Here is a 24,075-nt window from a genome sequence, read left to right on the forward strand (position 1 = left end):
GTGCCGATGTGGTCGAGTGCCGGCGGGGCTCAGGCCGAGGCGGCCCGGAAGTGCCCGCGGAGAGTGTCGGTCGTGTATTCGTGCCGGAAGAGGCCGCGCTTGCGCAGGAGCGGGACGACCTCGTCGGCGATCACTTCGAGGCCGTCGGCGAGGAGGTCGGGCTGGAGGTTGAACCCGTCGACCGCGCCGGACCGGTACCAGTCCTCGATGTGGTCCACGAGCTGCTCGGGCGTGCCGACGAACCCGCTGTGCCCCGAGCCGGTGTACCTGGTCTGCCGCAGGTACTCGCGTACGGTCGGATCGGTCGCGCGGATCTGCTCGTGGATGGACTGCCGGAAGCCGATGCTGCCTCCGGAGGAGGCGGGATCGACGATCGCGGCGAGCACCTCTTCGGGGAACTTCGCGTCGAGGTCGAGCCGCGAGACGTCGTATCCGATCGCCTGTGAGAGCCACTGGACCGAGTAGGACGCCGGGCCGAGGTCGTGGAGCTCGTCGCTGCGGCGCCTGGCCTCCTCCTCGGTGCTGCCGAGGCTCAGCAGGAGCCCGGGAAGGATCTTGACGGAGTCGGGCGAGCGGCCCGCGCCGGCCGCGAGCCGCTTCACCTCTCGGTAGTGCGTGATCGCCCCCTCCTTGGTGAGCTCGGCCGCGAACACCCCTTCGGCCCGCCTGCCGGCGAGCGCCCGCCCCTTCGGCGAGCCGCCGGCCTGGAGCAGCACCGGATGTCCCTGCTTCGACGGGGGAACGCGCAACCTCCCGTCGAGGTCGAAGAACTCGCCGTGGTGGTGCACCTCCTCGCCGGTCCGCGCCGACTCCCACAGAGCGAGGACGAGATCGACGAACTCCGCCGCCCGGTCGTACCTGTCGTCCCGCGCGGGGATCTCCGGGAGGCCGAAGTTGCGGGCGGCCGACGCGTCGCGCGTCGTGACGATGTTCCATCCGGCCCGCCCGCCGGACAGGTAGTCGAGGGACAGCAGCCGCTGGGCCAGGTCGAAGGGATCGTTCAAGGTGGTCGAGGCGGTGGCGACCAGGCCGACCCGCTCGGTCGCCGCGGCGACGTGGCTCCAGTTGACCGTCGGCTCCAGGCGGCCGGCGTTGGCGTCGTAGGACGGGTTCCCGAGCGCCGGCGCGTCGGCCAGGAAGACGGCGTCCAGGGTGGCCCGCTCGGCCACCCGGCCGATCGTCTTCCAATAGTCGCCGTCGATGAAGGAATCCTTGTGGAGGAGGTCTGACTGCCACGCGGCCGGCAGGTAGCCCAGCACCAGGACGTTGACCCCGAGGATGACGTGACCCGTGCGTACGTCGGACATCGATGGACCTCTCGCCTACTCGCTCTGACCGGCGGAGATCGCGTAGACCTTGGCCGGGTCGGCGTCGTTCACGTGCCAGTCGCCCAGGATGCGTTCCTTGTAGACACGCGGGTTGTGCGAGGCGAGGGTGCGGGCGTTGCGCCAGTGCCGGTCGAGCAGCAGGTCCTCGGAGACGCCGGAGGAGCCGAGCGCGTCGAACACGACGGTCGTGGCCCGCAGCGCCGCCTCGATGATCACCAGTTGGGCGCGCGTGGTGGCGACGTGCCCGTCGAGAAGCGCCCGCTTCACCGCCTCCTCGTCACCGGCGATGCGAGCGTGCGCGATCTCGTCCAGCGTGACGGTCGAGGCCGACAGCGCGGCCTGCGCGCCGAACGCGTCGGCGGACACCTTGCCGATGACCTGCAGCAACTGGGGGTCCTCGCCGGCGCTCCGCGCGAGACCGTGCCCGTAGTTGCGCTTGCGGCCCTTGAGCGCCGTGATCCCGTCGCGCAGCGTCGCCTGGGTGATGCCGGCGAGAATCGCCAGCAGCGCGGTCTGGTAGAAGAGTCCCTGGTAGGCGAAGCGGTCGGTGGCGGGGAAGAGGTGGTCGCTCTCCACCAGGGCCCGCGAGTAGTTCGCGCTGCCGCTCGCCGTGGTCTTCTGGCCGAATCCCCTCCAGTCGTCCACCAGGCTCACACCCGGCTGGTCCGCCCTCACCAGCGCCGTCGTGGGCACCCCCTCGGGGTTGACGGCGAGCACGTCCAGCCAGTCGGCGTACAGGCTGCCCGTGGCGTAGTACTTCGCCCCGGTCAGGAGCCAGTGGTCGCCCTCGGGAACGAGCTTCGTCTGGATGTCGGCGTACGTGCCGTTGTTGGCCTCGGTCCACCCGCCGCCGACGAACTCGCCGTTGAGGAATCTCTCGATCCAGGCGTCCGTCGCGGCCGAACGCGGGGCGTTCAGCCGGTCCTCGACGAAGGCCAGGTGGTTGCGCCACACATGGGCGACGTTCGGGTCGGCGGCGCCGAGCTCACGCAGGAGGTCGAAGGTCTGCCGCAGCGACGCGCCGAACCCGCCGAGCTCGCGGGGGATGCGGACGGCGCCGAAGCGCGCGTCGATCAGCCACCTGACCTGCTCGTAGGGGAAGACCCGCCCCTTCTCGCGTTCCAGGTTGCCCTCGGCGATCTTCTCGAAGACCGGGCGGAACCGCTCGCGCAGCTCCTCGATGTCCGCGGTCGCGTGCCGAAGCGAAGACGTAGAACCAGACATGTGCCATCTTTCGTGTCGGAGGCCGGGCAGCCGTGTACGACCCGGGCCTCTCCGGTGTCACGGAGTAGTGGTCGCCCCGGGCAGCTCGAAGCCACGGGACGGGAAGGAAACCGAACGAGATCAGGCCGGCGGCGTCCGGACGACGACGTCCGGACGTGTCAGCGGGCGCGAGTCTCGTTCGGGGTGGGGAAGGGTGCCGGGAGCCGGTAGAGACCGATCCGGCCGGGACATGCGGCTGCCGCGCGCCGCGGTTGTGCGGTGGTGCGACGGCCGTCAGCGACAGCGGTTGCTGGTCACGCGCATGTAGTCGACCACGCGGCGGACAGTCAGGGCGACAGATCCGGACATATCCTTAATTTCCTACATGCATTGTCGGTTTAGCAACCATGTCTCGCGTATCGAGACGATCTCGACGGCGGAGACCTCGGTGCCGCCGGTATGCGAAAGGCCGGCGTGCCCCGCACGGGCACGCCGGCCGCTTCCGCTCACGCGGGCACGATCTCCTACCTCGTGCGGCCCTCCCCGGGCGCCGTCTCGGAGCCGGGGAGGCCGGAGTCGACGGGTCCGGGGCCGAGTTCCGCGGCCCGCTCGCGCACCTGCGGGATGACCTCCCGGGCGAAGAACTCCTGCTCGCGCACGGTCGGCAGGGCGAGCAGCAGCGAGGTGAAGCCTGCCGCGACGATGGCGGTGAGCTGGTCCACCACCGCGGAGACGCCGCCGGTGACGAACTCCGGGGTCGGCGGCCTGGAGGGATCGACGAGGACCCGGACGTTGCAGGCGCACGTGATCGAGTCGGGGTCGCGCCCGGCGTCCCGCGCCGCCCGGCGTACGGCACGGCGCATGGCAGCGGCCTGGGCCAGGGAGATCCGCCCGAGCGAGGGGAGCCATCCGTCGGCCATCTCCCCGGTGAGCGCCAGCGAGCGCGGGCCGTAGGAGCCGAGCCAGATCGGGATGGGTCGCCGGGGAGCCGGCGCGATGACCGCGTCCCGGACCGTGTAGTGGTCGCCGTGGAACGAGACCGGCTCCCCCGTCCACAGCCCGCGGATGATCCCGATCGCCTCCCGCAATGCCGCGACCTTCTGTCCCGGGCTGCGCCCGGCGAGCCCGAACGCGGCGAACTCGTGGTCGAAGCCGCCGCCCCCGAGGCCGAGGACAAGCCGCCCGCCCGACAGCCGGTCGACCGTCTCGGCGGTCTTGGCCACGACGGGGGGCTCGCGGTAGGGCAGCCCGAGCACGTTGGTGCCGACCTCGATGGTCCTGGTGCGGGCGGCGATCCAGGACAGCGCGGTCAGCGGCTCCAGGCTGGGGCGCTCGCCGTGCAGGTGGTCGCTGAGCGTGAACAGGTCGTAGCCCAGCTCGTCGGCGCTCTGCGCGAGGTCGAGCGTCTGGCCGGCCGACAGGCCGCCGACGGCCCCTCCCGCGCCGAAGCGCAGCCGGTTGTGCGCACTCATGCCCGTGCCCCCTCCTGGTCGTGCGGCCAGGGCCGGTCCCCCCGCGCGACGGGTCGCCCGGGATCCGCGGACCAGGCGGACCAGGAGCCCGGGTAGAGGGCGGCTCCGCCGATGCCGATGAGCTCGAGCGCCAGCAGGTCATGGCACGCGGTCACGCCGCTGCCGCAGTAGACGGCCACCTCGGTGTCACCGTCCACGCCGAGCTCCCGGTAGCGCAGCCGAAGGCGCTCCGGCGGCAGGAAGACGCCGTCCACCGTCAGGTTCCCCGTCCAGGGAGCGCTGACCGCGCCGGGCACGTGGCCCGCGCGGGGCTCGCCGGGCAGCACGTCGACGCCCGCGTAGCGGCCCGGCGCGCGGGCGTCGAGTGCCACCCCGGATCCGGAGGAGGCCATGCGCTCCACCTGGTCGGCCGACAGGAACATCCCGTCCGGCCACGGCACGGCCCGCCGGGAGACCGGGGGCCGGATCACCTCGCCGCGCTCCAGCGGGGTCCATCCGGTCAGGCCGCCGTCGAGCAGGGCCGCCGGGAAGCCGAGGCGGCGCAGCAGCCACACCAGCCGCGCGGCGTAGGCGCCGCCGTTGTCGTCGTAGGCGACGACGACGTCGTCCTCGCCGATGCCGAGATCGCCGAGCGCGCGGGCGAAGTCCTCGGCGGACGGGATGGGATGCCGGCCCCCGGCCCGGGTGGGCGGGCCGGACAGCACTGTGTCCACGTCGACCCAGACGGCCTCCGGGAGGTGACCCCGGAGGTATGCCTCGCGGCCGCTGCGGCCGTCCAAGTACCAGCGCACGTCCGCAGGCACGACCTCCGGGTGGCTCCGGACCCACGCGGCGTCGACCAGGGGTGGGAGGGAGACGGGTGTGGGCAACACTCAGTCCTTCCTGTGAATGTGGTTCGGTCGCAGCCGCAGCAGCACGCGCTCTCCTTCGGCGGCCCTCGGCGTGGGATCGCCCGTCCACTTCTCGAACGTGGTGCGCGCCAGGCGCAGGGCGCTCTCGCCGTTCTCGACGGCGACGACGACGGCGCGCACCTCGATGTAGCGGCGCGGGTTGGCGGAGTCGAGCAGCAGCAGGCCGACACGCGGGTCCGCGACGACGTTGCGGTACTTCTGCCGCGTGGTGTTGGTGCCGACCAGCAGATGGTCCCGGTCGGCGTGCGGCCAGACCAGGCTGCTCTGCGGCTCCCCGCCCGGCATGAGCGTGGTGAACAGCGCGAGCGTGCGGGCCATGGCCAGCTCCCGTACGTCGTCGTCAAGCACGCGCGGCCTCCGGCGCCTCCGCCATCTGCGGGAGGACCTCAGAGGCGATCAACTCCGTGGCCCGCTGCACCTCGGCGTGGGGGATGCCGCCCAGGTCGACGGCCAGCAGGTGCAGGTCGTGCCCCCACGCCTCGCGCAGCCGCCCCAGCTTGTCGACCACCTCCGCCGGGCTGCCGCACAGCGCGGGCCCGTCCTCGCCCACGTACTCGTCGAACTCCAGGCGCCGGTGTGCGTGCGGCGCGCTGAGATAGTTGGCGATGTGGTCGCGCCAGAGCGCCCGCGCCTGCTGGGAGGTCCTGGCGACGAAGGCGTGGCTGGCGGCGCCGAGCCGGCCGGGCGCCTCCGTACGGCCCCGCTCGCGCCACAGCGCGCGGTAGGCGTCGAACACGGGCACGAAGTCGGCGGGCGGACGGGCGGTGGTGCCGATCACCATCGGCAGCCCGTTGTCCACCGCGAGATGCACGGACTCCAGCCCGGTCCCGCCGCTGATCCACAGTGGCGGCCGCTCCTGCAGCAGGCGGGGCTGCAGGCGGACCTCGTGCAGCGGAGGCCGGAACCGGCCCGTCCAGCTCACCCGATCCTCGGCCCACAGCCGCAGGAGCAGCTCGACGTTCTCCCGCTTGCGCGCGGCCTTGCTCTCCGGCTCCTGGCCGAAGACCGCGTACGGCTCGGGAAAGAACGAGCCCCCGGCGATGAGTTCCAGACGGCCGTCGGAGAGCAGGTCGAGCAGGGCGTAGTCCTCGGCGACGAGCACCGGATCCCGGTTGGCCACCAGGGTGGTTCCGGTCGCGAGCCGGATGGAGGAGGTGCGCTCGGCGATCGCGGCCAGGACCACGACGGGCGAAGGGATCACGTCCCGCTCGCCGAAGTGGTGCTCCCCCACCGTGTACCAGGCGAAGCCGAGCTCCTCGGCGGCGACCGCGGCCCGTACGACGTCGCGCAGCCGTTCCCGCTGGGACAGCCGTGCGCCCGTGTGCGGGTCCGGCAGCAGGCTGCCGAAGGTGATGAGACCTAACTCCATCAGAACCTCCGCAGGGGACCGTCGCCTTCAGGCGACGGGGGAATGCCGTCCCTGACTGGTTTTGTGTCTGGGCTCATTGCGAGTTCCTTTCGCTGGTGGATGAGATGGGCGGTGCTTTCATGGTGATCGTGTGACTCGTCAGGTGCGCCTCCCCCAGACGCCGCCGGTCAGGGCCGGTGGTCGTTCTCCTCGCAGCAGGCCACGTTGCGGCGGTTGGACAAGGCGTTCGCCGCGTTCTTCCGCCGTGTGAAGGCCGGGCGCACGCCCGGGTTCCCCCGGTTCAAGGGGCGCGGCTGGTTCGACACCGTGACCTGGCCCAAGGACGGCGACGGCTGCCGGTGGGACTCCCAGCCCGAGCACCCCACGGCGACGTTCGTCCGCCTTCAGGGCATCGGGCACGTCCGGGTACACCAGCACCGCCCGGTCCAGGGCCGGGTGAAGACGCTCAGCATCACGCGGGAAGGCACCCGCTGGTATGTGATCCTGTCGTGCGATGACGTCCCCGCCGAGACCTTGCCCGCGGCGGGCGCGGCCGTGGGCTTGGACATGGGCGTGGCATCGCTGGTCACCACCAGCGACGGGGACCCCCTGGACAACCCGCGCCACCTCAAAGCGTCCGCCGGGCGCCTGGCCTCTGCTCAGCGGGACCTCGCCCGCAAGAGGCGGGGGTCCAAGCGGCGCCGTGAGGCGGTGGCCAGGGTGGCGGCGCTGCACGCGAAGGTCCGCCGCCAACGCTTGGACAGCGCGCACAAGGCCGCGCTGACCCTGGTCCGGGCGTATGACGTGATCGTGCATGAGGACCTGCGGATCGCGAACGTGACCCGCTCGGCTTCGGGCACGATCGAACAACCCGGGCGGAACGTCGCGGCCAAGTCCGGGCTGAACCGGAGCATCCTGGACGCGGGTTGGGGGGTGTTCCTGTGTGTGCTCGCGCACAAGGCTGAAAGCGCCGGTCGCGAGCTGATCGCAGTTGATCCCCGCAACACCTCCCGCACCTGCTCGCGTTGCGGGCACTGCGCGAAGGACAACCGCGTCACCCAGGCCACGTTCTGCTGTATGGCGTGCGGGTATACCGCGCACGCCGACGTGAACGCGGCCACCAACATTCTCAGGGCAGGGCTTGCCCTTCGCGACGCTGCGCAAGCGGCTTAGCGAGAAGCCGCTCCCTTCAGGGAGCGGAGGAGTCACTGGGGTTCCTCCGTCTGTGTCCGGAAACCGGGAATCGCGGCGAGCAGCTCCCTCGTGTAGGGGTGCCGCGGGCTGGTGAAGACCTGCTCCGTGTCGCCCTGCTCCACGATCCGGCCGCCGCGCATGACCGCGATGCTGTGGCTGACCTGGCGCACGACGGCCAGGTCGTGGGAGATGAACAGATAGCTCAGGCCGCGCTCACGCTGCAGCCTGGCCAGCAGCTCCAGGATCTGGGCCTGCACGGTCACGTCGAGGGCGGAGACCGGTTCGTCGCACACCAGCAGGTCCGGGTTCAGTGAGAGGGCGCGGGCGATGGCGACGCGCTGCCGCTGGCCTCCGGACAGCTCGCTCGCCCGGCGCCGGGCGAGCGAGGCGGGCAAGGCCACGTCGTCCAGCAGTGCGCGCACGGCCGCCGCCCGGCGGGCCGGGTCGCCCACCCGGTAATTACGCATCGGCTCGGTCAGCAGGTCCTCGACCGTGAAGCGGGGGTGCAGCGAGGCGTAGGGGTTCTGGTAGACGAGCTGGACCCGGCGCCGGAGCCGCCGCAGCGCCTCGCTCCGGACGGCGGTGACGTCCTCGCCCGCGAAACGCACGCTGCCCGCCGTCGGCCGTTCCAGGCCCAGGACCATCCTGGCCGTGGTCGTCTTGCCCGACCCGGATTCCCCGACCAGGCCGAGCGTCGACCCCTTGGGGATGTCGAAGTCCACGCCGTCCACCGTGTTCCTGGTGCCTCGCCGCCGGAGCGGGCCGCTGCGTACGGGGAAGGTCTTGCCGAGGCCGCGGACGCTGAGCAGCACGGACGCCTCCCGCGGGGCCGACGCGAGGCGCCTGCCCGTCAGCGCGGGAACGTCGGCCAGCAACCGCCTGGTGTAGGGATCGCGGGGATCGGTCCTGATCCGCCCGGCCTGGCCGGCCTCGACCGTCCTGCCTCTCGACATCACCACGACGTGCCGGGCACGGTCGGCGACGACGCCCAGGTCGTGGGTGATGAGCAGCATCGCGGCTCCCGTCGCGGCCACGACGCCGTCGAGGTGGTCGAGGATGCGCCGCTGGACCGTGACGTCGAGGGCGGAGGTCGGCTCGTCGGCGATCAGCAGGCGCGGCCGCGCCGCCATGGCGATCGCGATGAGCACCCGCTGCCGCATGCCTCCCGACAGCTCGTGCGGATACTGGCGGGCCATGGTCGCGGCGTCGGGCAGCCCGGCCTCGGCGAGCAGTTCCACCGCCCGCACCCGCGCCTGCGCCCGGGTGGCCAGCCGGTGCACCCGCAGAACCGCCGCCACCTGCCTGCCCACGGGCTGGACGGGATCGAGCGCGGTGGCCGGATCCTGCGGAATGAGCGCGATGCGGCTCCCCCTGATGTCCCGCCAGCCCTTCTCCGGGAGCCCGGTCAGCTCCTCGCCCTGGAAGCGGACGCTGCCCGACTCGATCGCGCCGCCTTCCGGCAGCAGCCCGACGAGCGCGTGCGCGACGGTGGTCTTGCCCGAGCCGGACTCCCCGACCACGGCGGTGATCTGGCCGGGGTGGACCTCCAGGTCGAGCCCGTCGAGCGCGGCGGCACGCCCCGCGGGCGTACGGTAGGACACGCGCAGGTCCCTGACGACCAGCAACGGGTCCTGCCGGGGCGGTTCGGTCATGGCGTACTCCTGTCGGTCTCCAGGAGGCGGGACAGCCGGTTGGCGGCCAGCACGACCGCGGCGACGGTGAAGCCGGGCAGTGTGGTCAGCCACCACGCGGACGCGAGGTAGTCGCGCCCGCCCGCGATCAGCGCCCCCCACTCCGGAGCGGGCGGAGGCTGGCCGTAGCCGAGGAAGCTCAGGGATGAGACGGCGAGCACGACCAGCCCGAAGTCCAGCGCGGCCAGCGCGAGCACCGGCCCCGCGGCCGACGGCAGCACGTACCGCAGCAGGATCCGCCACCAGCGGGCGCCGCACAGCACGGCCGCCTCCACGTAGGCGGCCGTACGCACGCGCAGGACCTCGGCGCGCATCACCCGCGCGAACGCGGCGACGCTCACCACTCCGACCGCGATCGCGATGTTGAGCGTGCCGAACCCCAGCGCGCTGATGATCAGCAGGGACAGCAGCACGGGCGGGATGGACAGCGCCACCTCCACGACGCGCATGATCGCGGTCTCCGCCCAGCCGCCGAAGAACCCGGCGAGCAGGCCGAGGGCGCCTCCCGCCAGCAGGGCGACGCCGATCGCGGAGACCGCCGCGCGCAGCGACGGAGACGCGCCGTGGACGACCCGCGCGTACACGTCGCGGCCGAGCTGGTCGGTGCCGAAGAGGTGGTCGGCGGTCGGCGGCAGCAGCCGCTGCGCGGTGATCCCCTCGATGGGGCTGCGCCCGGTGAACAGGCCGGGCGCCAGCGTCCAGCCCAGCACGACCAGCAGCACCAGGATCGACAGCACCGCTCCCGGACGCGCGGCGGAGTAACGGGCCACGCGGGTCATGCCGCCGCCCGCCTTCCCGTGACGCGGATCCGCGGGTCGAGCGCCGGGTAGAGGAGGTCGACCGCCAGGTTGACGGCGGCGAACGCGACCGAGGCGACCACCACGACGCCCTGCACCACGGGGAGGTCCTGGGTCGCGACCGCGAACTGGGTGACCCGCCCGACGCCCGGGCGGGAGAAGACGGTCTCGACCACGACCGCGCCGCCGATCAGGTTGCCGGCGAGCAGGCCGACCACGGTCACCGCGGGGAGGGCGGCGTTGCGCAGCCCGTGGCCGAGCAGCAGCCTGGTGCGGCCCGCGCCGGTGGCCCGGATCGTGTCCGCGTACGGCTCGCGCAGCGTGGCGTGCAGGCTCTTGCCCAGCATCTGGGCCACCATCGCGGTGCCGGGGACGGCCAGGGTGCAGGCGGGCAGCACGGCGGAGGCGAGCCCGGAGCCGCCGAGCGACGGGAACAGCGGCCAGCGCAGGGACAGCAGTTGGATGAGCGCCAGACCGACCCAGAACGACGGCAGCGAGATGCTCAGCGAGGGCACCGAGCGCAGCGCCTGCCGCGCGAACCGCGACCGGGGGAGGTTGGCGAGGACGCCGAGCGCCGTCCCCGCCGAGAGCGACAAGGCCAGGGCGATGGCGCCGATCTGCAGCGTCGGGGGCAGTGCCTCGGCGATCATCTCGGATACCGGGCGGCCCGTCTGGATCGACCGGCCGAAGTCGCCGCGCAGGGCGGCGCCCAGCGCGGACAGGTACTGCTCCCACGCGGGGCGGTCGAGGCCGAGCTCGGCCCGCACTCGGGCGACCTCCTCGGCGGAGACGGCCTCGAAGCCGTTGCGCCCGCTCAGCATCAGCGCGACCGGGTCTCCGGGGAGCAGCCGCAGCACGACGAAGGCGACGGTGAACGCGGCCCAGACGACCAGCGGCGCCTGCAGCGACCGCCCGGCCAGATAGCGGATCACCGCGCGCCGCCTTCCGGCGTGGCGAGCGCGCCGGTCACGGCGCGAGCCGGGCGTCGTGCAGGTCGAGCCGGGTCGACGCGTCGGTCTCCAGGTCCTTCACCGCGTCCGAGACGCCGTGGACCAGGGCGTTCTCGTACAGCGGGACGGTGTCTGCGTGGTCGAGGATCCACTCGGCCGCCTTGACGACGGCCTCGCGGCGCTTCCCCTCGTCCGTGGCCGCCGCCTGCTGCTCCAGATAGTCGTCCAGCTTGCTCGGCGGCAGGTGCCAGAGGTTGGAGCCTTTCGAGTAGAAGATGTTGCGCAGCACGTCGGGATCGGCGCGGGTGACGGCGACCGCGGTGATGTCGAACTTCCCGGCCTGCTGCTGCTCGACGTACTTGGTGGGCGGCACCGCGTTCAGCTTCACGTCCACGCCGACCTTGCGCAGTTGCTGCTGGACGTACTCGTCCACCGGTGGCATCGGAGCGGGGATCAGCCAGTTCAGGGTCAGCGGCTTGCCGTCCTTCACCCTGATCCCGTCCGGGCCCGGCCGCCAGCCGGCCTCGTCGAGCAGTTCGGCCGCCCGGACCGGGTCGTAGCGCAGCTTGTCGCTCTGGTCGACGTACAGGGGCGTGGTGCCGGCCAGCACACCGGTGGCCGGCGTGAACCTCGGGCCGAGGACGGTGTCGACGAGGTCCGCGCGGTCGACGGCGAGCAGCAACGCCTGCCGTACCCGCTGGTCGGCCAGGACTCCGGCATGGTTGAGCGACAGCGGCGGCACCAGGCCGGGAACCCGCGTGACGAGCAGGTGGAATCCGTCCTTGGCGAAGGAGTCCTGGTCGGAGGGCTGCACGTTCTCCGCGACCTGGACCTGCCCGGAGCGCAGGGCGGTGGTCCTAGCGCCGGCCTCGGGGACGAACACGAACCTGACCTCGGCGAGACTCGCCTCGCCCCGCACCGTGGCGAGCGAGGACGGCCACGAGTAGCCGGCACGCCGCTTGAGCACGACCTCCTGATTGGAGGTGTAGTGGTCCAGCACGTAGGGCCCGGAGCCGACGAAACGGCCGCGGCAGCGGTCGGCGAGCGGTGTCCCGGCGGTCGCCGGGGACAGGATGCCGAGCCCCGCCCCCGACGTGGCCTGCAGGAACTGCGCGTTCGGCGAGTCGAAGTCCACGTGCAGGCGATGGGCGTCGACGACCGTGGTGCCCTGGTAGCCGCGCAGGTAACTCGCCGCGCCGTTTGCCGGGAGCGTGGCCAGGCGATCGAAGCTGGCCTTGACCGCCTCGGCGTCCAGCGGGGTGCCGTCGCTGAAGGTGGCGCCCTCGCGCAGGGTGAACGTGAACCGGCGGGCGTCGTCGGAGGCCGAGAACTCCGAGGCCAGCCAGGGCACGATCTTCCCGGTACCCGGGTCCTGATCGGTCAGTGTGTCGACGAGCGACCTGCTGATGTCGAGCGCGACGAGCTGGCCGGTCTGCTGCGGATCCAGGCAGGCGGGGTCGGCCGGTATCGCCACGACCAGCGTGGCGCCCGCGCTGGAGGCGTTCGTTCCGGTTTCCGCCGCGCAGGCGGCGAGCAGCCCGTTCAGGGCGAGAAGGGCGAGGGCGAGGGGTTTCCGACGAGGGGACATCCGGTGGCTCTTTCCACAAGAAGCGGGACGGCCGCGACGGCGGCGGCGACTCCCGAGAAAGTTCGTAGTGCGTATAGTTCGCACTGCGGCCAAATTAGCAAGTCGCCGCGATAACCGTCAAACAGACTCGGGAATAGGGGAAAGCTTCCGCCGTACGGCGAGGGGCGACACCGCGACCCCTGCGACCGCCACCACCGCACCCAGCCAGAACAGCAAGGAGAAGGCGGAGTCGGGCACGGCGCCGGTGCGGCCGGAGGTGGTGGACGCGATCACGGCGGCGGCGAGCTGACTGCCGATGACACTTCCCACGGTGCGGGCGATGTTGTTGATGCCGTTGGCGGTCCCGGTCCGGGCCAGCGGCACGATGTCGGCGATCAGCTTGGGCAGCGCCCCCATAACGAGCCCGGAGCCCGCCCCCACGACCGCGTAGAACACGAGGTGCTGCCAGTACGAGGCGTGGCCGAGCGCCATCAGCGCCGACCCCACGGCGAACAGCGTGAACCCGCACGCCAGCGGCCCTCGCGAACCCAGGGACGCCGAGATGCGACCGACGGCCGCACCGGCCGGGACGATGGCCAGCATGCCCGGGAGCATCAGGAGACCGGCCACGGTGACCGATGCGCCGAAGCCGGCGCCGTCCGCCCCGGGCTTCTGCTGGGCGAACAGGGGCATCCCCAGATAGAAGAAGTACGACCCGGCCCCGAACAACAGGGCGGCGGCGTGCGTGGCCAGCATCGGCCGATCGGTCAGCTCGCCGACGTCGATGAGCGCGTGGGCCCTGCCGCGTTCCACCACGACGAGCACGGCCGCCAGCAGCACGCCGAGGACGAACAGGCCGAGCACCCGCGCCGACGTCCAGCCCCACGAGGGGCCCTGCGTGAGCGCGAGCAGCACCGCGACGAGGCCGAGGCCCAGCAGCACGGCTCCGAGCACGTCGAGCCTGCCCGAGGTGTCGTGGCGGCGGACGGGCACGTACCGCCAGACCATCGCGAGACTGAGCGACGCCAGCAGCGCGCCGAGGACGAACAGATACCGCCAGGACAGGTGGTCGGCCAGCAGCCCGCCGACGACCAGGCCGGCCCCGCCGCCCGCTCCGACGATGCCGGAGACCAGCCCCATCGCGAACGGCAGGCGTTCCCGTGGCAGCGCCTCACGGAGGATCGCCATGGACAGCGGCACCACCGCCAGCGCCGCGCCCTGGACGACGCGGGCGGCGATGAGCTGGCCGATGTTCTGGGCCGCCGCCGCGCCGGCCATGCCCACCGCGTACGCGATGAGCACGCCCATCATCACTCGCCGCCTGCCGTACATGTCCCCCAGCCGGCCCAGGAGCGGGGTCAGCACCGCGCTGGAGAGCAGGAAGGCGCTGAGGATCCAGGCCGACCAGGCGGGCGTCGTCCGCAGTTCCCTGGCGAGCAGGCCCAGGGCGGGGACCACCACCGTCTGCATCAGGGCGTAGCCGAAAACCGCGATGCCGAGCGCGACCAGCAAACCGGTGCCTTCCGCGGCGGGGCTCGTCGTGTCACCCGTGCTCACGAAGCCTCCTTAGTTCGTAGTACAAACAGTTCGTAGTGCGTACAAATTAGTTGGCAGTGCGAACTGATGTCAACTACGCTCGGACCGGGAGGTACAGGTGACCAGGACGACGACCACGGAGGCCGGCACGGAGTCGACGTTCGCCACCGCGCTGGTGCGCATGTCCCACGTGGTGCAGTACGTCTTCGCCGATGTGAGCCGGGAGCACGGCGTCACCCCGCAGCAGGCGCAGTTGCTGTGCATGCTGACCGGCGGCCCCATCGGCATGACCGAGCTCAGCCGCCTCCTCCATCTGGAGAAGTCCAGCCTCACGGGGCTCGTGGACCGGGTGGAACGGCGCGGGCTCGTGACGCGGGTTAGCCATCCTCGCGACCGCCGAGCCTGCCAGATCTCCCTCACGCCCGAGGGCGCGCAGCTCGGCGAGAAGGTGCACGGGGAGATCTGCGCGCGGCTGGACGTCCTGGGTGAGGCGATGCCAGAGGCCGACAGGCGCCGGATCGCCACGGCCCTTACGGGCGTGGTCGCGCGCTACGCCACCTGAGTGTCCGGCGGGGCACCAGGCCGCCGCGCGGGACATCCGCCATCTCCGGACCCGAGCGGGGGACCGCGGGGCGCAGGCGCGCCTGCTGGCGCGGGCGGCGGACCTCTTCGCCGATGCCGGGCATCCGCGGGACGCGGCCCGCTGCCGCACTCCCCTCGTGACACCGCCTGACACCGCCTGACATCGGGGAGCGGCCTCGCTGACCATCGACCCGACGTCGGCCGCCGACCCCGCACCGGCGTGCGGCTCAGGTCGCGGTGAGCCTGCGGACCGGCGACTTGCACGACCGGCGCTGCGACGGCGCCTGCGAGTCGAAGCGGACCTGCCAGTCGCCCGTCGACGGCACCTTCTTCCGCAGGGTGAACCTGCCGTCAGAACCCGTCGTCGCCGACCCCTGCACGGCGTCGGCGCCCGAGCCCGACGGGTCGAACCAGAGGCGGACGCGCTGCTGGGGCAGCGGGTCCCACCTGGCGGGCCCCCCGGCGGGCTCCACCCGGACGAGCAGCGTGCCGGTGTGGGTCGCCTTCCTGCCCCGCCTGCCGCTCTTGGGGCTCGCCGAATAAGTGATCGTGGTCCGGGCCCCGGCGGCTCGCACTGTCGAACGGACCTCGGCGCTCCTCGCGGCGGTCTCGCGCACGCGGTCCTCGGCGGCCCCGCGGAACTCCGCCGACCAGAAGCCGGACTCGGTCGCCGTCACCCTCGCGTCGAACCGGCCCGACCTGCCGGTGACGACCCGCGCCACCTCCCTGCGGGCGAGCATGTCGTCGGGCCGGAACAGCAGGACGACGGTCCGGCCGGGAAGACCGCCCCAGTCGTCCTTCCCGGTCACCGTCTCCAGACGGCCTGAGACGGTCAGGGGGCTCCCCTCGTCGACCGGATCCGGGGCCAGCTCGAAGCCGTCGATCCTCGACAGCCGCAGCCCCTCCTCGGCGTGGACCTCGAACTCCCGCTCCTCGGTGACGCCGTCGGCGCCGACCACGACGCGCCAGGTCCCCGCCGCCGCGTCCCGGCCGAACGCGTGCCTGGCCCGCCACCGCTCCTCGAAGGTCGTGCGCTCCTCGCTCTCGAAGCGCAGTCCCGTGTGGGACCCGTCCGGGGCGATCAGGTGCCCTTTGACTCCTGCGGCCCGGCCGCTGGTGACCACGTCGACGGTCGCCTCCGCCGCGCCCTCGCCGCCGATCCGGACGGGGTCGGGATCGACCTCGACCGACTCGATCTCCACGGGAGCGCTGTCGGCGGCGGGCCGTCGCAGGAGCCGCTCGAGCAGGTGGTGGATGATCGTCATGTCGCTCAGCACACCTTCCGGTAGGGCGCCTCCGGCACGAGGCGCCGCCAGTCGTCTTCTCCCAGGGCGCCGCCCGCCCGCGCGCACACCTCGGCCGCGGCCCGTTCCGGGTCGATCGTGTAGCGCCGCAGCGTCCCGTCCTCCCCGGCGCTGTAGAGGTAGCGCCCGTCCGCTCCGAAGGCGAGCGCGAGCACCCGGCCGGTGTGGACGGCGTACGGCAGGCCCAGCGGCGACCGCGTGCCGGCGTCCCACAGGCGGACCTCCCCGCTCGTGCCGCCGGTGGCGATCAGCCGTCCGTCGGGCGAGTAGGCGAGCGCCACGACGTCGTCGAACCGTCCCTCCTCGGGCGCGAGCGTCCCCGTACGCCGCAGCGTGCGGGCGTCCCACAGGCCCACGCCGGCCTCATGGAAGCCGGTGGCGATCGCCGAGCCGCCCGGGCTGAACGCGATCGACCGCACCCCGTCGAGGACGGGCCCGAAGGGACGGCCGGTGACCGTTCCTGTGGCCAGGTCGACCAGCGCGGCGTCCCGGCCGCCGATAGCGAGGACCCGGCCGTCCGGGCTGACCGCCATGACGTCCCATCCGCTGCGGCGCGGGACGGGAATCTCCGTGCCGCGGGCGAGGTCCCACGCCCGGACCGGCTCGTAGTCCTCGCCGACGGGTGCCACGGCGAGGACCCCGCCTCCGACTGCCAGCCCGCCCACCGAGCCGGCGCCCGCGACCGGGACGCGGCGGAGCGGGCGGCCGTCCGGAACGCTCGAGAGGCTCACCGTCGCGGCCCCGCCCGGCACCTCGCCGGCGGAGGCGGAGGCGAGCGTGTGAGCGTCGGGAAAGGCGAGCGCCCCGGCCGGTGTGCCGCCGAGCGGCGGCCCGAGGCGGATGCCCCTGGCCGGATCCCACAGGAGCGGCCCTTTCCCGGCCGGCGAGACGGCGAGCGTCCGTGCGCCTGGGGCGAAGGCGGCGGCGACCGCCGACGGGGACACCGCCGTGGAGCGGGCCCCCGCCCCGACGTCCACCGTGGCGACCCTGCCACCGCTCAGCAGGTAGCGCAGCACCGGGCCGCCCGCCGCGCCGGTGGCGACCCTGATGTCCGGCATGCCGGTGGTGTCCCCCGGCGTGGAGTAGGCGAGCAGGCCGCCGCCGTCCGCGCTCCACAGCCCGGCGCCGGTGCGGTCGAAGGTGAGGACGAGCCTGCCGCCGTCGCCGTACGCGAGCCAGACGGCGGAGGCGCCCTCCAGGACGGTGCCGCGGCGGCGGCCGGTGGACAGGTCCCAGAAGCCGACGTCCTCGCCGCGGCCGACCGCGATCGTGCGGCCGTCGGGACTGAAGGCGACGGCGTCCCCCCGGCCGCCTCCGGGGGCAGGAAGGCGCCGCGGGCCGTGCGGACGCCCCGCGACCGGCTCGTACAACCGGTACCGGCCGTCGTCCAGCAGCACGGCGGCGTGCCGGGCGGAGACCACGACCCCCTCCGCCCGCTCGTCGCGCACGTCGAGGAGTTCGACACCGCGAAGGGCGTCCCAGACCTGGCCCCGATGGCCGGGCGCGAGCACGGCGAGGCGCCGGCCGTCCGGGCCGAACGTCATCTCCAGTGCGCCGTTCCCGAACGCCGGCCCGAGCGGACGGCCGGTGGACAGGTCCCACACGCGCAGGCGGCCGCCGCCAGAAACCGCGAGGCGGCGGCCGTCGGGGCTGAGCGCGACGGCGTCGGGGGCCGGTCCGATGCCCTGGGCGCCCCCGGCCACGCGGTGGGCGGCCACCTCCCACAGGACCGCCCGGCCTGCGTCGGCGACGGCGAGCAGCCGGCCGTCCCCGCTCAGGTCGAACCGGGCTCCGGCGGTGACGGGCGGGGGCGGGTCGATCCGCCGCAGCGGCTGGGCGAGCGAGCTGTAGAGGGCCGCCCGCGCCTCGGGCACCCCGGCCAGCCGCCAGGCGGCCACGCTCAGCGCCATCGCCCGGGTGGGATCGGACGAGCGCGAGGTCTCGGCCAGGGCGGCGAGCCGCCGGGCCACGGCCACGTCCCGCTGCCGCTCGGCGGACGACTTCTGGTCGAGGGCCAGCCCGGCCGAGGTCGCCGCGACGGCCGTGAGCACGACGAGCGCGGCGGTGAGGCGGCGGCGCCGCCGGGCGTGGACCCGGGCGAGGGCCCGGGACGCGTCGAGGAACGCCTTCTCCAGCGTGTTCAGCGTGACGTGATGGCGCGCGGTCGCCGCCCAGCCGAGCGCCGTCTCCAGCGCCGTCCCCTGGTAGAGGTCGCCGGCACGCCTCCCGTGCAGGTCCCACATCCGGGCGGCCTCGGTCAGCGGCCGCTGCACCCGCAGGCCCGCCCGATCCGCGTCGACCCACCCGCGCAGCCGGGGCCAGGCGCGCAGCAGGGCGGCCGCGGCGAGAGCGACCGTCTCGCCCTCCCGGACGACGAGGTCGGCGCGGGCGAAGCCCGACAGCACCCGGCCGGCCGTCTCCCGGTCGACCAGCCCGTCGAGGAGCTCGTCCTCGGGCACCGGCCGGGGAAGGTCGTCGCCCCCCTCCCCCGGCGCGACCATGCGCAGCAGGATCCGCGGCACCAGCGCCTGGTCGGCCGGGACGAGCGCGCCGTACGCCTCCTCGGCCACGGCCGCGAGGGACGGCGGCGCGACTGCCCTGGACGGCCCGAGACCCTCGGCCGTACGGGTGCCCGCCGCGAGCAGCGCCTCGCCTCGCGGCGACGCGTGCCCGAGCAGCGTCGAGAGGAGGGTGTCCGCGTCCGGCCTGGCCTCCGGGTTCTTGTCGAGCGCGCGGGCCACCAGGCCGCGCAGCGGCTCCCCCAGCGCCGTCAGGTCCGGCTCGGCCGCCAGGATGCGGTGCAGCAGGGCCGCCACCCCGGTCAGCGCCTGCCCCGCCGCGCCCGGATCGCCGCCGGGTACGGGCAGACGCGCGGACCCCTCGGCGAACGGCTCTCGGCCGGTGGCGGCGAACAGCGTCACTGCTCCCCAGGCCCAGACGTCGACGGCAGGGCCCGTCCGTGCCCCGAGCACGCTTTCCGGAGCCATGAAGGCCGGTGTGCCGGCGACGTGCCCGGTCGTCGTCAGCGACATGTCGGCGGTCCGCGCGATGCCGAAGTCGATGACCCGCGGGCCGTCGGGGCCGATCAGCACGTTGTCCGGTTTGAGGTCGCGGTGGACCACCGACGCTCCGTGGATGGCGGCCAGCGCCGTCGCGATGCCCGTGGCGAGACGGTGCAGCTCCCCCGGCCCGTACGGCCCGTCCCGCGCGACCGCCGCGCGCAGGCTCGGCCCGGCGACGAACTCGCTCACGATGTACGGCTGGGGGCCCTCCAGATCGGCGGCGATGACCCTGGCCGTGCAGAAGGGCGCGACCCGGCGCGCGGCGGCGACCTCCTTGGCGAACCGTGCCCTCGCCCGCGCGTCGCCCGGCCCGCCGGCCGGGCGGAGGACCTTGACGGCCACCCGGCGACCGGCCTCGTCGTAGGCCTCGTACACGACGCCCTGCCCGCCCTCGCCCAGGCGGCCGGCCAGCCAGTAGCCGCCGAGCCTGCGCGGATCGCCGGGAAGCAGGACGGTCGCCATCCAGACCTCCCGCCGGCCGCGGACCGCTGCCCCGATCGTGCTACGGGTGTCCTCCGCCGCCAAGACCCCTGTGGCGCGCTCGATCAGGCTCAGGGCCCGCGAAGGGCGTGTCTTCTCGACCGGTGCGGCCGGCGCCCGATAGGAGTAGGAACACTCTCCCCTTCCTGATCGAGATCGGTGATCGATGGTTCCAGGCGAGGGGACGCGCAGAGAGGTTCTGGTCTCCAGGCGCTGGATTCAGGCGGCGGCGCTGGTGGCGGTGTTCGGGTTCTTCGTCATGGGGTTGCTCGCCTTCCGCACGTACGCCGCGGGGCCGCCCGTGCCGCGGCTCGTGGTGAGCGAATCCGGGCAGGAGCTGTACACCGGGCGCGACGTCGCCGACGGGCAGAAAGTCTTCCTGGCAACGGGCTCATGATCGCTGACCTCCGCTCGCAGAGGCAGGCGACGGCAGGGGGACGACAGGGCCTTCCTCGATCACCTCCCACCGGCGTACGGCTACCGGCTGGACCCGTCGGATGAAGGCGCATTCATGTGGCCGAGTCGCTGCTGGAGCGCGGCGGCCTGGACACGCCGGACGTCTTCGCCCGCTTCCGGTGGGTCAGAACTGAGCACAGGTGCCAGTGAGGCTGGTGCCGTGCCCACGGCGATCCGTGCTCCGCGCCGACGTCGCACGCCACGCATCGTCAGAACATCGATCAAGATCGGCGATAAGGAAGGCAACTGAGGGCTCAGTTTCGAGAGCGGGGGCGTGATGAGGCCGACGGCTCCGGGAGCCGTCGGCCTCATCACACGGTGGCGCTGTCAGTCTGCGACGAAGAACATCCGCTTGTTGACGAACTCGTCCATGCCGAGGGGACCGAGCTCGCGGCCGAACCCGGAGCGCTTCACCCCGCCGAACGGAACTTCTGCGCCTTCACCGGCAGGGGTGTTCACGTTCGCCATCCCGGTCTCGAGCAGTGAGGCCATGGATGTGGCTCGATCCACGTCGGTGCTGAACACCGCGCCACCCAGTCCGTACTGCGTGTCGTTCGCCAGCTCCAGGGCCTCCTCGTCGCTGCCGACCTTGTAGACCACGGCGACCGGCCCGAACAGCTCTTCGCTATAGGCCCGCATGTCCGGGGTGACACCCGTGAGGACAGCAGGCGAGTAGTACGCCGCCGGGGCGTCGCTGAGCACACCGCCGGCATGCAGTGTCGCTCCCTTGCTGACTGCGTCGTCGACCTGGGCCGCCAGCGTCTCCGCAGCCGCCCGAGATGACATCGGGGCGAATGACCCCGGCTCGATCGCGAGCGCCTTCCGGGTGAGCTCCGAGACGAAGTCATCGAAGATGTCCTGCATCACGATCATGCGCTTGTTGGAGTTGCAGGCCTGGCCCATGTTGTACATGCGGGTTTCCCACGCGGTCTCCGCCGCCTCGGCGACGTCGTCGGTGTCGAGGATCACGTAAGGGTCCGAGCCTCCCAACTCCAGCACGCACTTCTTCAGGTGCTTCCCGGCGAGCGACGCGACGATCGCACCGGCCCGCTCGGATCCGGTCAGCGAGACGCCCTGCACCCGTGGGTCGGCGATGATCGTCTCGATCTGCTCGTGGGTTGCGAACAGGTTGACGTACGCGCCCTCCGGCACGCCGGCGTCCTTCATGATCTGCTCGACTGCGAGCGCCGACCGCGGCACCGACTCGGCGTGCTTGAGGATGATCGTGTTGCCCAGCATCAGGTTGGGCGCCGCGAAACGGGCGATCTGGTAGTACGGGAAGTTCCACGGCATGATCCCGAGCAGGGGGCCGATAGGCAGTTTCTGTACGACCGCCTTTCCGCCTGCGAAAGTCTTGATCGGCTGGTCCGCAGCAAGCGTCGGGCCTTCGGTCGCGAAGTAGTCGAAGATCGCCTGGCAGAACTCGACCTCCCCCACTCCCTCCGAGACCGGCTTGCCCATCTCCTGGGCCGCGATCGCGGCGAGCTCATCCGCACGCTCGGCGAACAGTGCTCCGACCTTGCTGACGATCTCGGCACGTCGGGTGATCGGGACATGCTTCCACGTCGCGTACGCCGCGGCGGCGGCCGCCAGCGCGGCCTCCACGTCTGCGTCGGTCGCCGGCTCGAAGGTCTCGACGACCTCGCCTGTCGCCGGGTCGGTCACCTGGTAGGAGGGACTGGTGCTCATTGTCGTTCTCCTGTCGGGAGTGGTTCAGCCGGTGCCGGGTCGGGCACCGATTGTGAGTGTCGGCGGTGCGGAGTGTGCGCCGACACGTCCGCCCCTCGCTCGCCTGGTCGCTCTCGAAGGAGACAACAGGGTCGAGCGCCTCGGGCCCGAAGTACGGAGGCGACGGCAGCCCTGCCGGATCTGCGTCGGCCGCCGTACGGCTCGCGGCCCGGCTTCGATCATGTCGATCGGAGCTGTCTGGTCTGGGGGAACCCACAGGCCGCTGAGTTCGAGCGTCCTCCGCCGATCTCTTCGGTTCAGAGACTACCGCCAGTGCGTTCGCGAGCGCTGGGAGGTCTACGCGGCCCCCGGCGCTCTCCGCCTACCTGGTGCCGTGCCCGGTCACCTACCGCCCTCAGCGAGACGGCTACCACCAGCGGGAGGGGCAGTGCAGATTCCGGGTGCCGCTGAGGTCAACATACCTCTGAGGCCGCACGATCGGACAAACGAACAACGACTGTTCACGGCGAGCAGGCGGCAGCCATGCAGCCGCGCCTCCTCGAAACGCATACGGCAGGGCCGCCCGCGCCCCTTCAGGACCCGTCTCCACCAGTCCTCCGGCCACCGGCTCCGAAGTCCGATCTGACGGACTTGGACCGAAAGTCCCACGATCACGGGACTTCGAGACGGCCGCGGCGTGCCGTACGGCTCCTGTGGCACGCCCGCTACTCGCGGTTTCCTTGAGGTGTCGAAAGAGAGAAAGACGTTGAAAGGGGCCGGCAATGGCCATCACCGAAGGGCGTAACCAGAGGAACCACCGCCTCCACGCCGCCGCTCCCACCGTCCCCGCCCCCCGCGTGCACGGCGAGGCGCTCCCCGCCGCCACCGCCACCCGCCCGGTCCAGTACGTCTGGGCCGCCGCCCGGATCGCCGTCGGCTGGGTGTTCCTGTGGGCCTTCCTGGACAAGCTGTTCGGCTGGGGCTTCGCCACCCCCGCCGCCAAGGCGTGGATCAACGGCGGCAGCCCGACCACCGGCTTCCTGAAGGGCACCGCCGACCACACCTTCGGCGGCCTGTTCAACGCCCTCGCAGGCCAGGCCTGGGTCGACTGGCTGTTCATGACCGGCCTCGCCGGCATCGGCACCGCCCTCATCCTCGGCGTGGGCATGCGCGTCGCCGCCGGTGCGGGCGGGCTGCTCCTGCTGACGATGTGGGCCGCCGAACTGCCGCTGGCCACCAACCCCTTCATGGACGAGCACATCGTCTACGCCATCGTCCTGGCGGGCCTGGCCCTGGCAGGCGCCGGCCAGACCCTCGGACTCGGCAAGTGGTGGGCCGCCACCCCCCTGGTCCGCCAGCTCCCGATCCTCAAGTAGACCGACTCTCAAGCAACGGACTCCGGCGCCCACCCCCGGCCCCCTGGGGGTGGGCGCCGGCTTGGCCGGGCCGCCCAGCTCCGCCTTGCGATGTCTCGGCGCGACGACGGCGAGCCCCCGCAGAAGACTTCCACGAGAAGGTGCGCCGTGAATTCTCCCCTCGCCACAGAACTCGCCTTCCACCGGCTGCTCACCGCCGCCGGGCAGGCGCCCTCGGTGCTCAACACGCAGCCGTGGCGGCTCGAAGCGGTCCGTGGGGAGTCCGCCGAGCTACTGGCCGACCCCGACCGGCGGCTCCGGGTCAGCGATCCCCGAGGACGCTCGCTGCACGTCAGCTGTGGCGCCGCCCTGTTCAACCTCCGGCTCGCCGTCCGGATGACCGGTCACCGGCCGATGGTCTGGCTGCTGCCGAACACCGCGGAGGAACCCCGGCTCCTGGCCGCCGTCCGTGTGTCGCCGTACCGGCCGGCTGCTGTGCGAACTCGGGAACTGTACGACCGTATCGGCCTGCGCCGGACCAACCGGGAGCCGTTCGGCGAACGGCGGGTTCCCGAGCATGTGCTCGCCGACCTGCGCCACGCGGCCGCCTGTGAGGGTGCCTGCCTGGTCATGCTCGGCCGGCACGCCGCGGCGGATCTGCTGGAGTACGTCGCCATCGCCGACGACGAGCTGGCCAAGGACGGCGGCTACCAGGCCGAGCTGCGGGCGTGGACGATGAGCGGAAACCGCCGCGACGGACTGCCGTCCTACGTGCAGGGGTCCGGCTGCGCCGACGACCCGGCGCCGGTCCGGGACTTCGGACTGCACAGGGAGCGTGGGCCGGTCCATTTCGAGTCCCGTCCCCAACTGGCGGTGCTCACCACCCCGGGCGACGGCCCCGTCGACTGGCTGCGCGCAGGCCAGGCGTTGCAACGCCTGCTGCTGACCGCGACCCTCCACGGGATCTCGGCCTCGTTCCTCAACCAGCCGCTCGACCTCCGCGACATGCGCCGCCGCAGCGATCCCCACCACCGGCGCGGGCACATACAGATGATCATCCGGCTGGGGTACGGCCCCTCGGTGCCCCGCGCACCCCGCCGCCCCGCCGCGGAGCTGAGGGCAAGCGCTCCGGCCCGAATCCCCGAAGGCTGCGCGGTGTGAGCCGGTGCCC

General features: G+C 72.7%; 18 protein-coding genes and 1 pseudogene. 5 read left to right on the forward strand and 14 right to left on the reverse strand.

The annotated features are described in order from the left end of the window. Positions 1–29 precede the first annotated feature (29 nt). From ACQEVJ_RS25675 to ACQEVJ_RS25700, 6 genes are all read right to left on the reverse strand, one after another. On the reverse strand, positions 30–1,307 hold the full coding sequence (locus tag ACQEVJ_RS25675) for an NtaA/DmoA family FMN-dependent monooxygenase (RefSeq protein ID WP_433105188.1): 1,278 nt from the start codon (positions 1,305–1,307) through the stop codon (positions 30–32). 15 nt (positions 1,308–1,322) lie between these two features. Further along, positions 1,323–2,552, reverse strand: a complete 1,230-nt coding sequence (locus ACQEVJ_RS25680; protein WP_433105190.1) for an acyl-CoA dehydrogenase family protein — start codon at positions 2,550–2,552, stop codon at positions 1,323–1,325. A gap of 503 nt (positions 2,553–3,055) precedes the next feature. Further along, positions 3,056–4,003: an LLM class flavin-dependent oxidoreductase gene (locus ACQEVJ_RS25685; RefSeq protein WP_433105192.1), complete on the reverse strand. Its 948-nt coding sequence runs from the start codon at positions 4,001–4,003 to the stop codon at positions 3,056–3,058. Further along, positions 4,000–4,872: a sulfurtransferase gene (locus ACQEVJ_RS25690; RefSeq protein ID WP_433105194.1), complete on the reverse strand. Its 873-nt coding sequence runs from the start codon at positions 4,870–4,872 to the stop codon at positions 4,000–4,002. The genes ACQEVJ_RS25685 and ACQEVJ_RS25690 overlap by 4 nt, the downstream gene beginning before the upstream one ends. Positions 4,873–4,875: 3 nt before the next feature. Beyond that, positions 4,876–5,262: a TIGR03618 family F420-dependent PPOX class oxidoreductase gene (locus tag ACQEVJ_RS25695; RefSeq protein WP_433105196.1), complete on the reverse strand. Its 387-nt coding sequence runs from the start codon at positions 5,260–5,262 to the stop codon at positions 4,876–4,878. Continuing rightward, positions 5,255–6,283 (reverse strand): LLM class flavin-dependent oxidoreductase, encoded by a 1,029-nt coding sequence (locus ACQEVJ_RS25700; protein WP_433105198.1) that lies wholly within the window; start codon positions 6,281–6,283, stop codon positions 5,255–5,257. The genes ACQEVJ_RS25695 and ACQEVJ_RS25700 overlap by 8 nt, the downstream gene beginning before the upstream one ends. A 201-nt stretch (positions 6,284–6,484) precedes the next feature. Here ACQEVJ_RS25700 and ACQEVJ_RS25705 point away from each other — a divergent pair. Further along, positions 6,485–7,435: pseudogene (locus ACQEVJ_RS25705) on the forward strand (RNA-guided endonuclease InsQ/TnpB family protein); the annotation flags it as partial. A 32-nt stretch (positions 7,436–7,467) separates the two neighbouring features. Here ACQEVJ_RS25705 and ACQEVJ_RS25710 read toward each other — a convergent pair. The 5 genes from ACQEVJ_RS25710 to ACQEVJ_RS25730 all read right to left on the reverse strand — a co-directional run bounded on the left by ACQEVJ_RS25710 (position 7,468) and on the right by ACQEVJ_RS25730 (position 14,018). Then, a complete protein-coding gene (locus tag ACQEVJ_RS25710) occupies positions 7,468–9,108 on the reverse strand; it encodes a dipeptide ABC transporter ATP-binding protein (protein WP_433105200.1) in 1,641 nt (546 codons plus the stop codon). Continuing rightward, positions 9,105–9,926 carry an ABC transporter permease gene (locus tag ACQEVJ_RS25715; RefSeq protein WP_433105202.1) on the reverse strand — a complete coding sequence of 274 codons (822 nt, stop codon included), beginning with the start codon at positions 9,924–9,926 and terminating at the stop codon, positions 9,105–9,107. The genes ACQEVJ_RS25710 and ACQEVJ_RS25715 overlap by 4 nt, the downstream gene beginning before the upstream one ends. After that, complete coding sequence (locus tag ACQEVJ_RS25720) at positions 9,923–10,876, reverse strand: ABC transporter permease (RefSeq protein ID WP_433105204.1); 954 nt, start codon at positions 10,874–10,876, stop codon at positions 9,923–9,925. The genes ACQEVJ_RS25715 and ACQEVJ_RS25720 overlap by 4 nt, the downstream gene beginning before the upstream one ends. Positions 10,877–10,910: 34 nt before the next feature. Continuing rightward, positions 10,911–12,482: an ABC transporter substrate-binding protein gene (locus tag ACQEVJ_RS25725; RefSeq protein WP_433105206.1), complete on the reverse strand. Its 1,572-nt coding sequence runs from the start codon at positions 12,480–12,482 to the stop codon at positions 10,911–10,913. 117 nt (positions 12,483–12,599) lie between these two features. Further along, entirely contained in the window at positions 12,600–14,018 is a 1,419-nt protein-coding gene (locus tag ACQEVJ_RS25730) for an MFS transporter (RefSeq protein WP_433105208.1), read from the reverse strand. Between the two features lie 97 nt (positions 14,019–14,115). Here ACQEVJ_RS25730 and ACQEVJ_RS25735 point away from each other — a divergent pair, with 97 nt between their 5' ends. Continuing rightward, positions 14,116–14,559: a MarR family winged helix-turn-helix transcriptional regulator gene (locus ACQEVJ_RS25735; RefSeq protein ID WP_433105210.1), complete on the forward strand. Its 444-nt coding sequence runs from the start codon at positions 14,116–14,118 to the stop codon at positions 14,557–14,559. A gap of 247 nt (positions 14,560–14,806) precedes the next feature. On the opposite strand, the gene ACQEVJ_RS25740 is transcribed toward ACQEVJ_RS25735, so the two are convergent. Beyond that, positions 14,807–15,844: a hypothetical protein gene (locus ACQEVJ_RS25740; RefSeq protein WP_433105212.1), complete on the reverse strand. Its 1,038-nt coding sequence runs from the start codon at positions 15,842–15,844 to the stop codon at positions 14,807–14,809. 5 nt (positions 15,845–15,849) lie between these two features. Further along, positions 15,850–19,407, reverse strand: a complete 3,558-nt coding sequence (locus ACQEVJ_RS25745; RefSeq protein ID WP_433105214.1) for a protein kinase domain-containing protein — start codon at positions 19,405–19,407, stop codon at positions 15,850–15,852. A 184-nt stretch (positions 19,408–19,591) separates the two neighbouring features. Here ACQEVJ_RS25745 and ACQEVJ_RS25750 point away from each other — a divergent pair, with 184 nt between their 5' ends. Next, positions 19,592–19,822 carry a hypothetical protein gene (locus ACQEVJ_RS25750; RefSeq protein ID WP_433105216.1) on the forward strand — a complete coding sequence of 77 codons (231 nt, stop codon included), beginning with the start codon at positions 19,592–19,594 and terminating at the stop codon, positions 19,820–19,822. A gap of 386 nt (positions 19,823–20,208) precedes the next feature. Here the strand turns inward: ACQEVJ_RS25750 and ACQEVJ_RS25755 are convergent, their stop codons facing one another. Beyond that, positions 20,209–21,570 carry an NAD-dependent succinate-semialdehyde dehydrogenase gene (locus ACQEVJ_RS25755; protein WP_433105218.1) on the reverse strand — a complete coding sequence of 454 codons (1,362 nt, stop codon included), beginning with the start codon at positions 21,568–21,570 and terminating at the stop codon, positions 20,209–20,211. 761 nt (positions 21,571–22,331) lie between these two features. Between ACQEVJ_RS25755 and ACQEVJ_RS25760 the strand changes: the two genes are divergently transcribed. Both ACQEVJ_RS25760 and ACQEVJ_RS25765 read left to right on the forward strand, forming a co-directional pair. Further along, a complete protein-coding gene (locus ACQEVJ_RS25760; protein ID WP_433105220.1) occupies positions 22,332–22,925 on the forward strand; it encodes a hypothetical protein in 594 nt (197 codons plus the stop codon). A 147-nt stretch (positions 22,926–23,072) separates the two neighbouring features. Then, the gene (locus ACQEVJ_RS25765; RefSeq protein WP_433105222.1) at positions 23,073–24,065 is read left to right on the forward strand and encodes an Acg family FMN-binding oxidoreductase; all 993 of its coding nucleotides are present in this window, start codon (positions 23,073–23,075) and stop codon (positions 24,063–24,065) included. The last annotated feature ends 10 nt before the right edge of the window (positions 24,066–24,075 follow it).

Origin of the sequence: Microbispora sp. CA-102843 (assembly GCF_050936215.1) — a bacterium.
Lineage (GTDB): Bacteria > Actinomycetota > Actinomycetes > Streptosporangiales > Streptosporangiaceae > Microbispora.

Excerpts from the sequence above, each read along its gene's own strand:
- ACQEVJ_RS25750 (WP_433105216.1), top strand. The coding sequence starts at position 19,592 with ATGGTTCCAGGCGAGGGGACGCGCAGAGAGGTTCTGGTCTCCAGGCGC.
- ACQEVJ_RS25675 (WP_433105188.1), bottom strand. The coding sequence starts at position 1,307 with ATGTCCGACGTACGCACGGGTCACGTCATCCTCGGGGTCAACGTCCTG.
- ACQEVJ_RS25745 (WP_433105214.1), bottom strand. The coding sequence starts at position 19,407 with ATGGCGACCGTCCTGCTTCCCGGCGATCCGCGCAGGCTCGGCGGCTAC.
- ACQEVJ_RS25700 (WP_433105198.1), bottom strand. The coding sequence starts at position 6,283 with ATGGAGTTAGGTCTCATCACCTTCGGCAGCCTGCTGCCGGACCCGCAC.
- ACQEVJ_RS25715 (WP_433105202.1), bottom strand. The coding sequence starts at position 9,926 with ATGACCCGCGTGGCCCGTTACTCCGCCGCGCGTCCGGGAGCGGTGCTG.
- ACQEVJ_RS25710 (WP_433105200.1), bottom strand. The coding sequence starts at position 9,108 with ATGACCGAACCGCCCCGGCAGGACCCGTTGCTGGTCGTCAGGGACCTG.
- ACQEVJ_RS25685 (WP_433105192.1), bottom strand. The coding sequence starts at position 4,003 with ATGAGTGCGCACAACCGGCTGCGCTTCGGCGCGGGAGGGGCCGTCGGC.
- ACQEVJ_RS25725 (WP_433105206.1), bottom strand. The coding sequence starts at position 12,482 with ATGTCCCCTCGTCGGAAACCCCTCGCCCTCGCCCTTCTCGCCCTGAAC.
- ACQEVJ_RS25760 (WP_433105220.1), top strand. The coding sequence starts at position 22,332 with ATGGCCATCACCGAAGGGCGTAACCAGAGGAACCACCGCCTCCACGCC.
- ACQEVJ_RS25680 (WP_433105190.1), bottom strand. The coding sequence starts at position 2,552 with ATGTCTGGTTCTACGTCTTCGCTTCGGCACGCGACCGCGGACATCGAG.
- ACQEVJ_RS25755 (WP_433105218.1), bottom strand. The coding sequence starts at position 21,570 with ATGAGCACCAGTCCCTCCTACCAGGTGACCGACCCGGCGACAGGCGAG.
- ACQEVJ_RS25740 (WP_433105212.1), bottom strand. The coding sequence starts at position 15,844 with ATGACGATCATCCACCACCTGCTCGAGCGGCTCCTGCGACGGCCCGCC.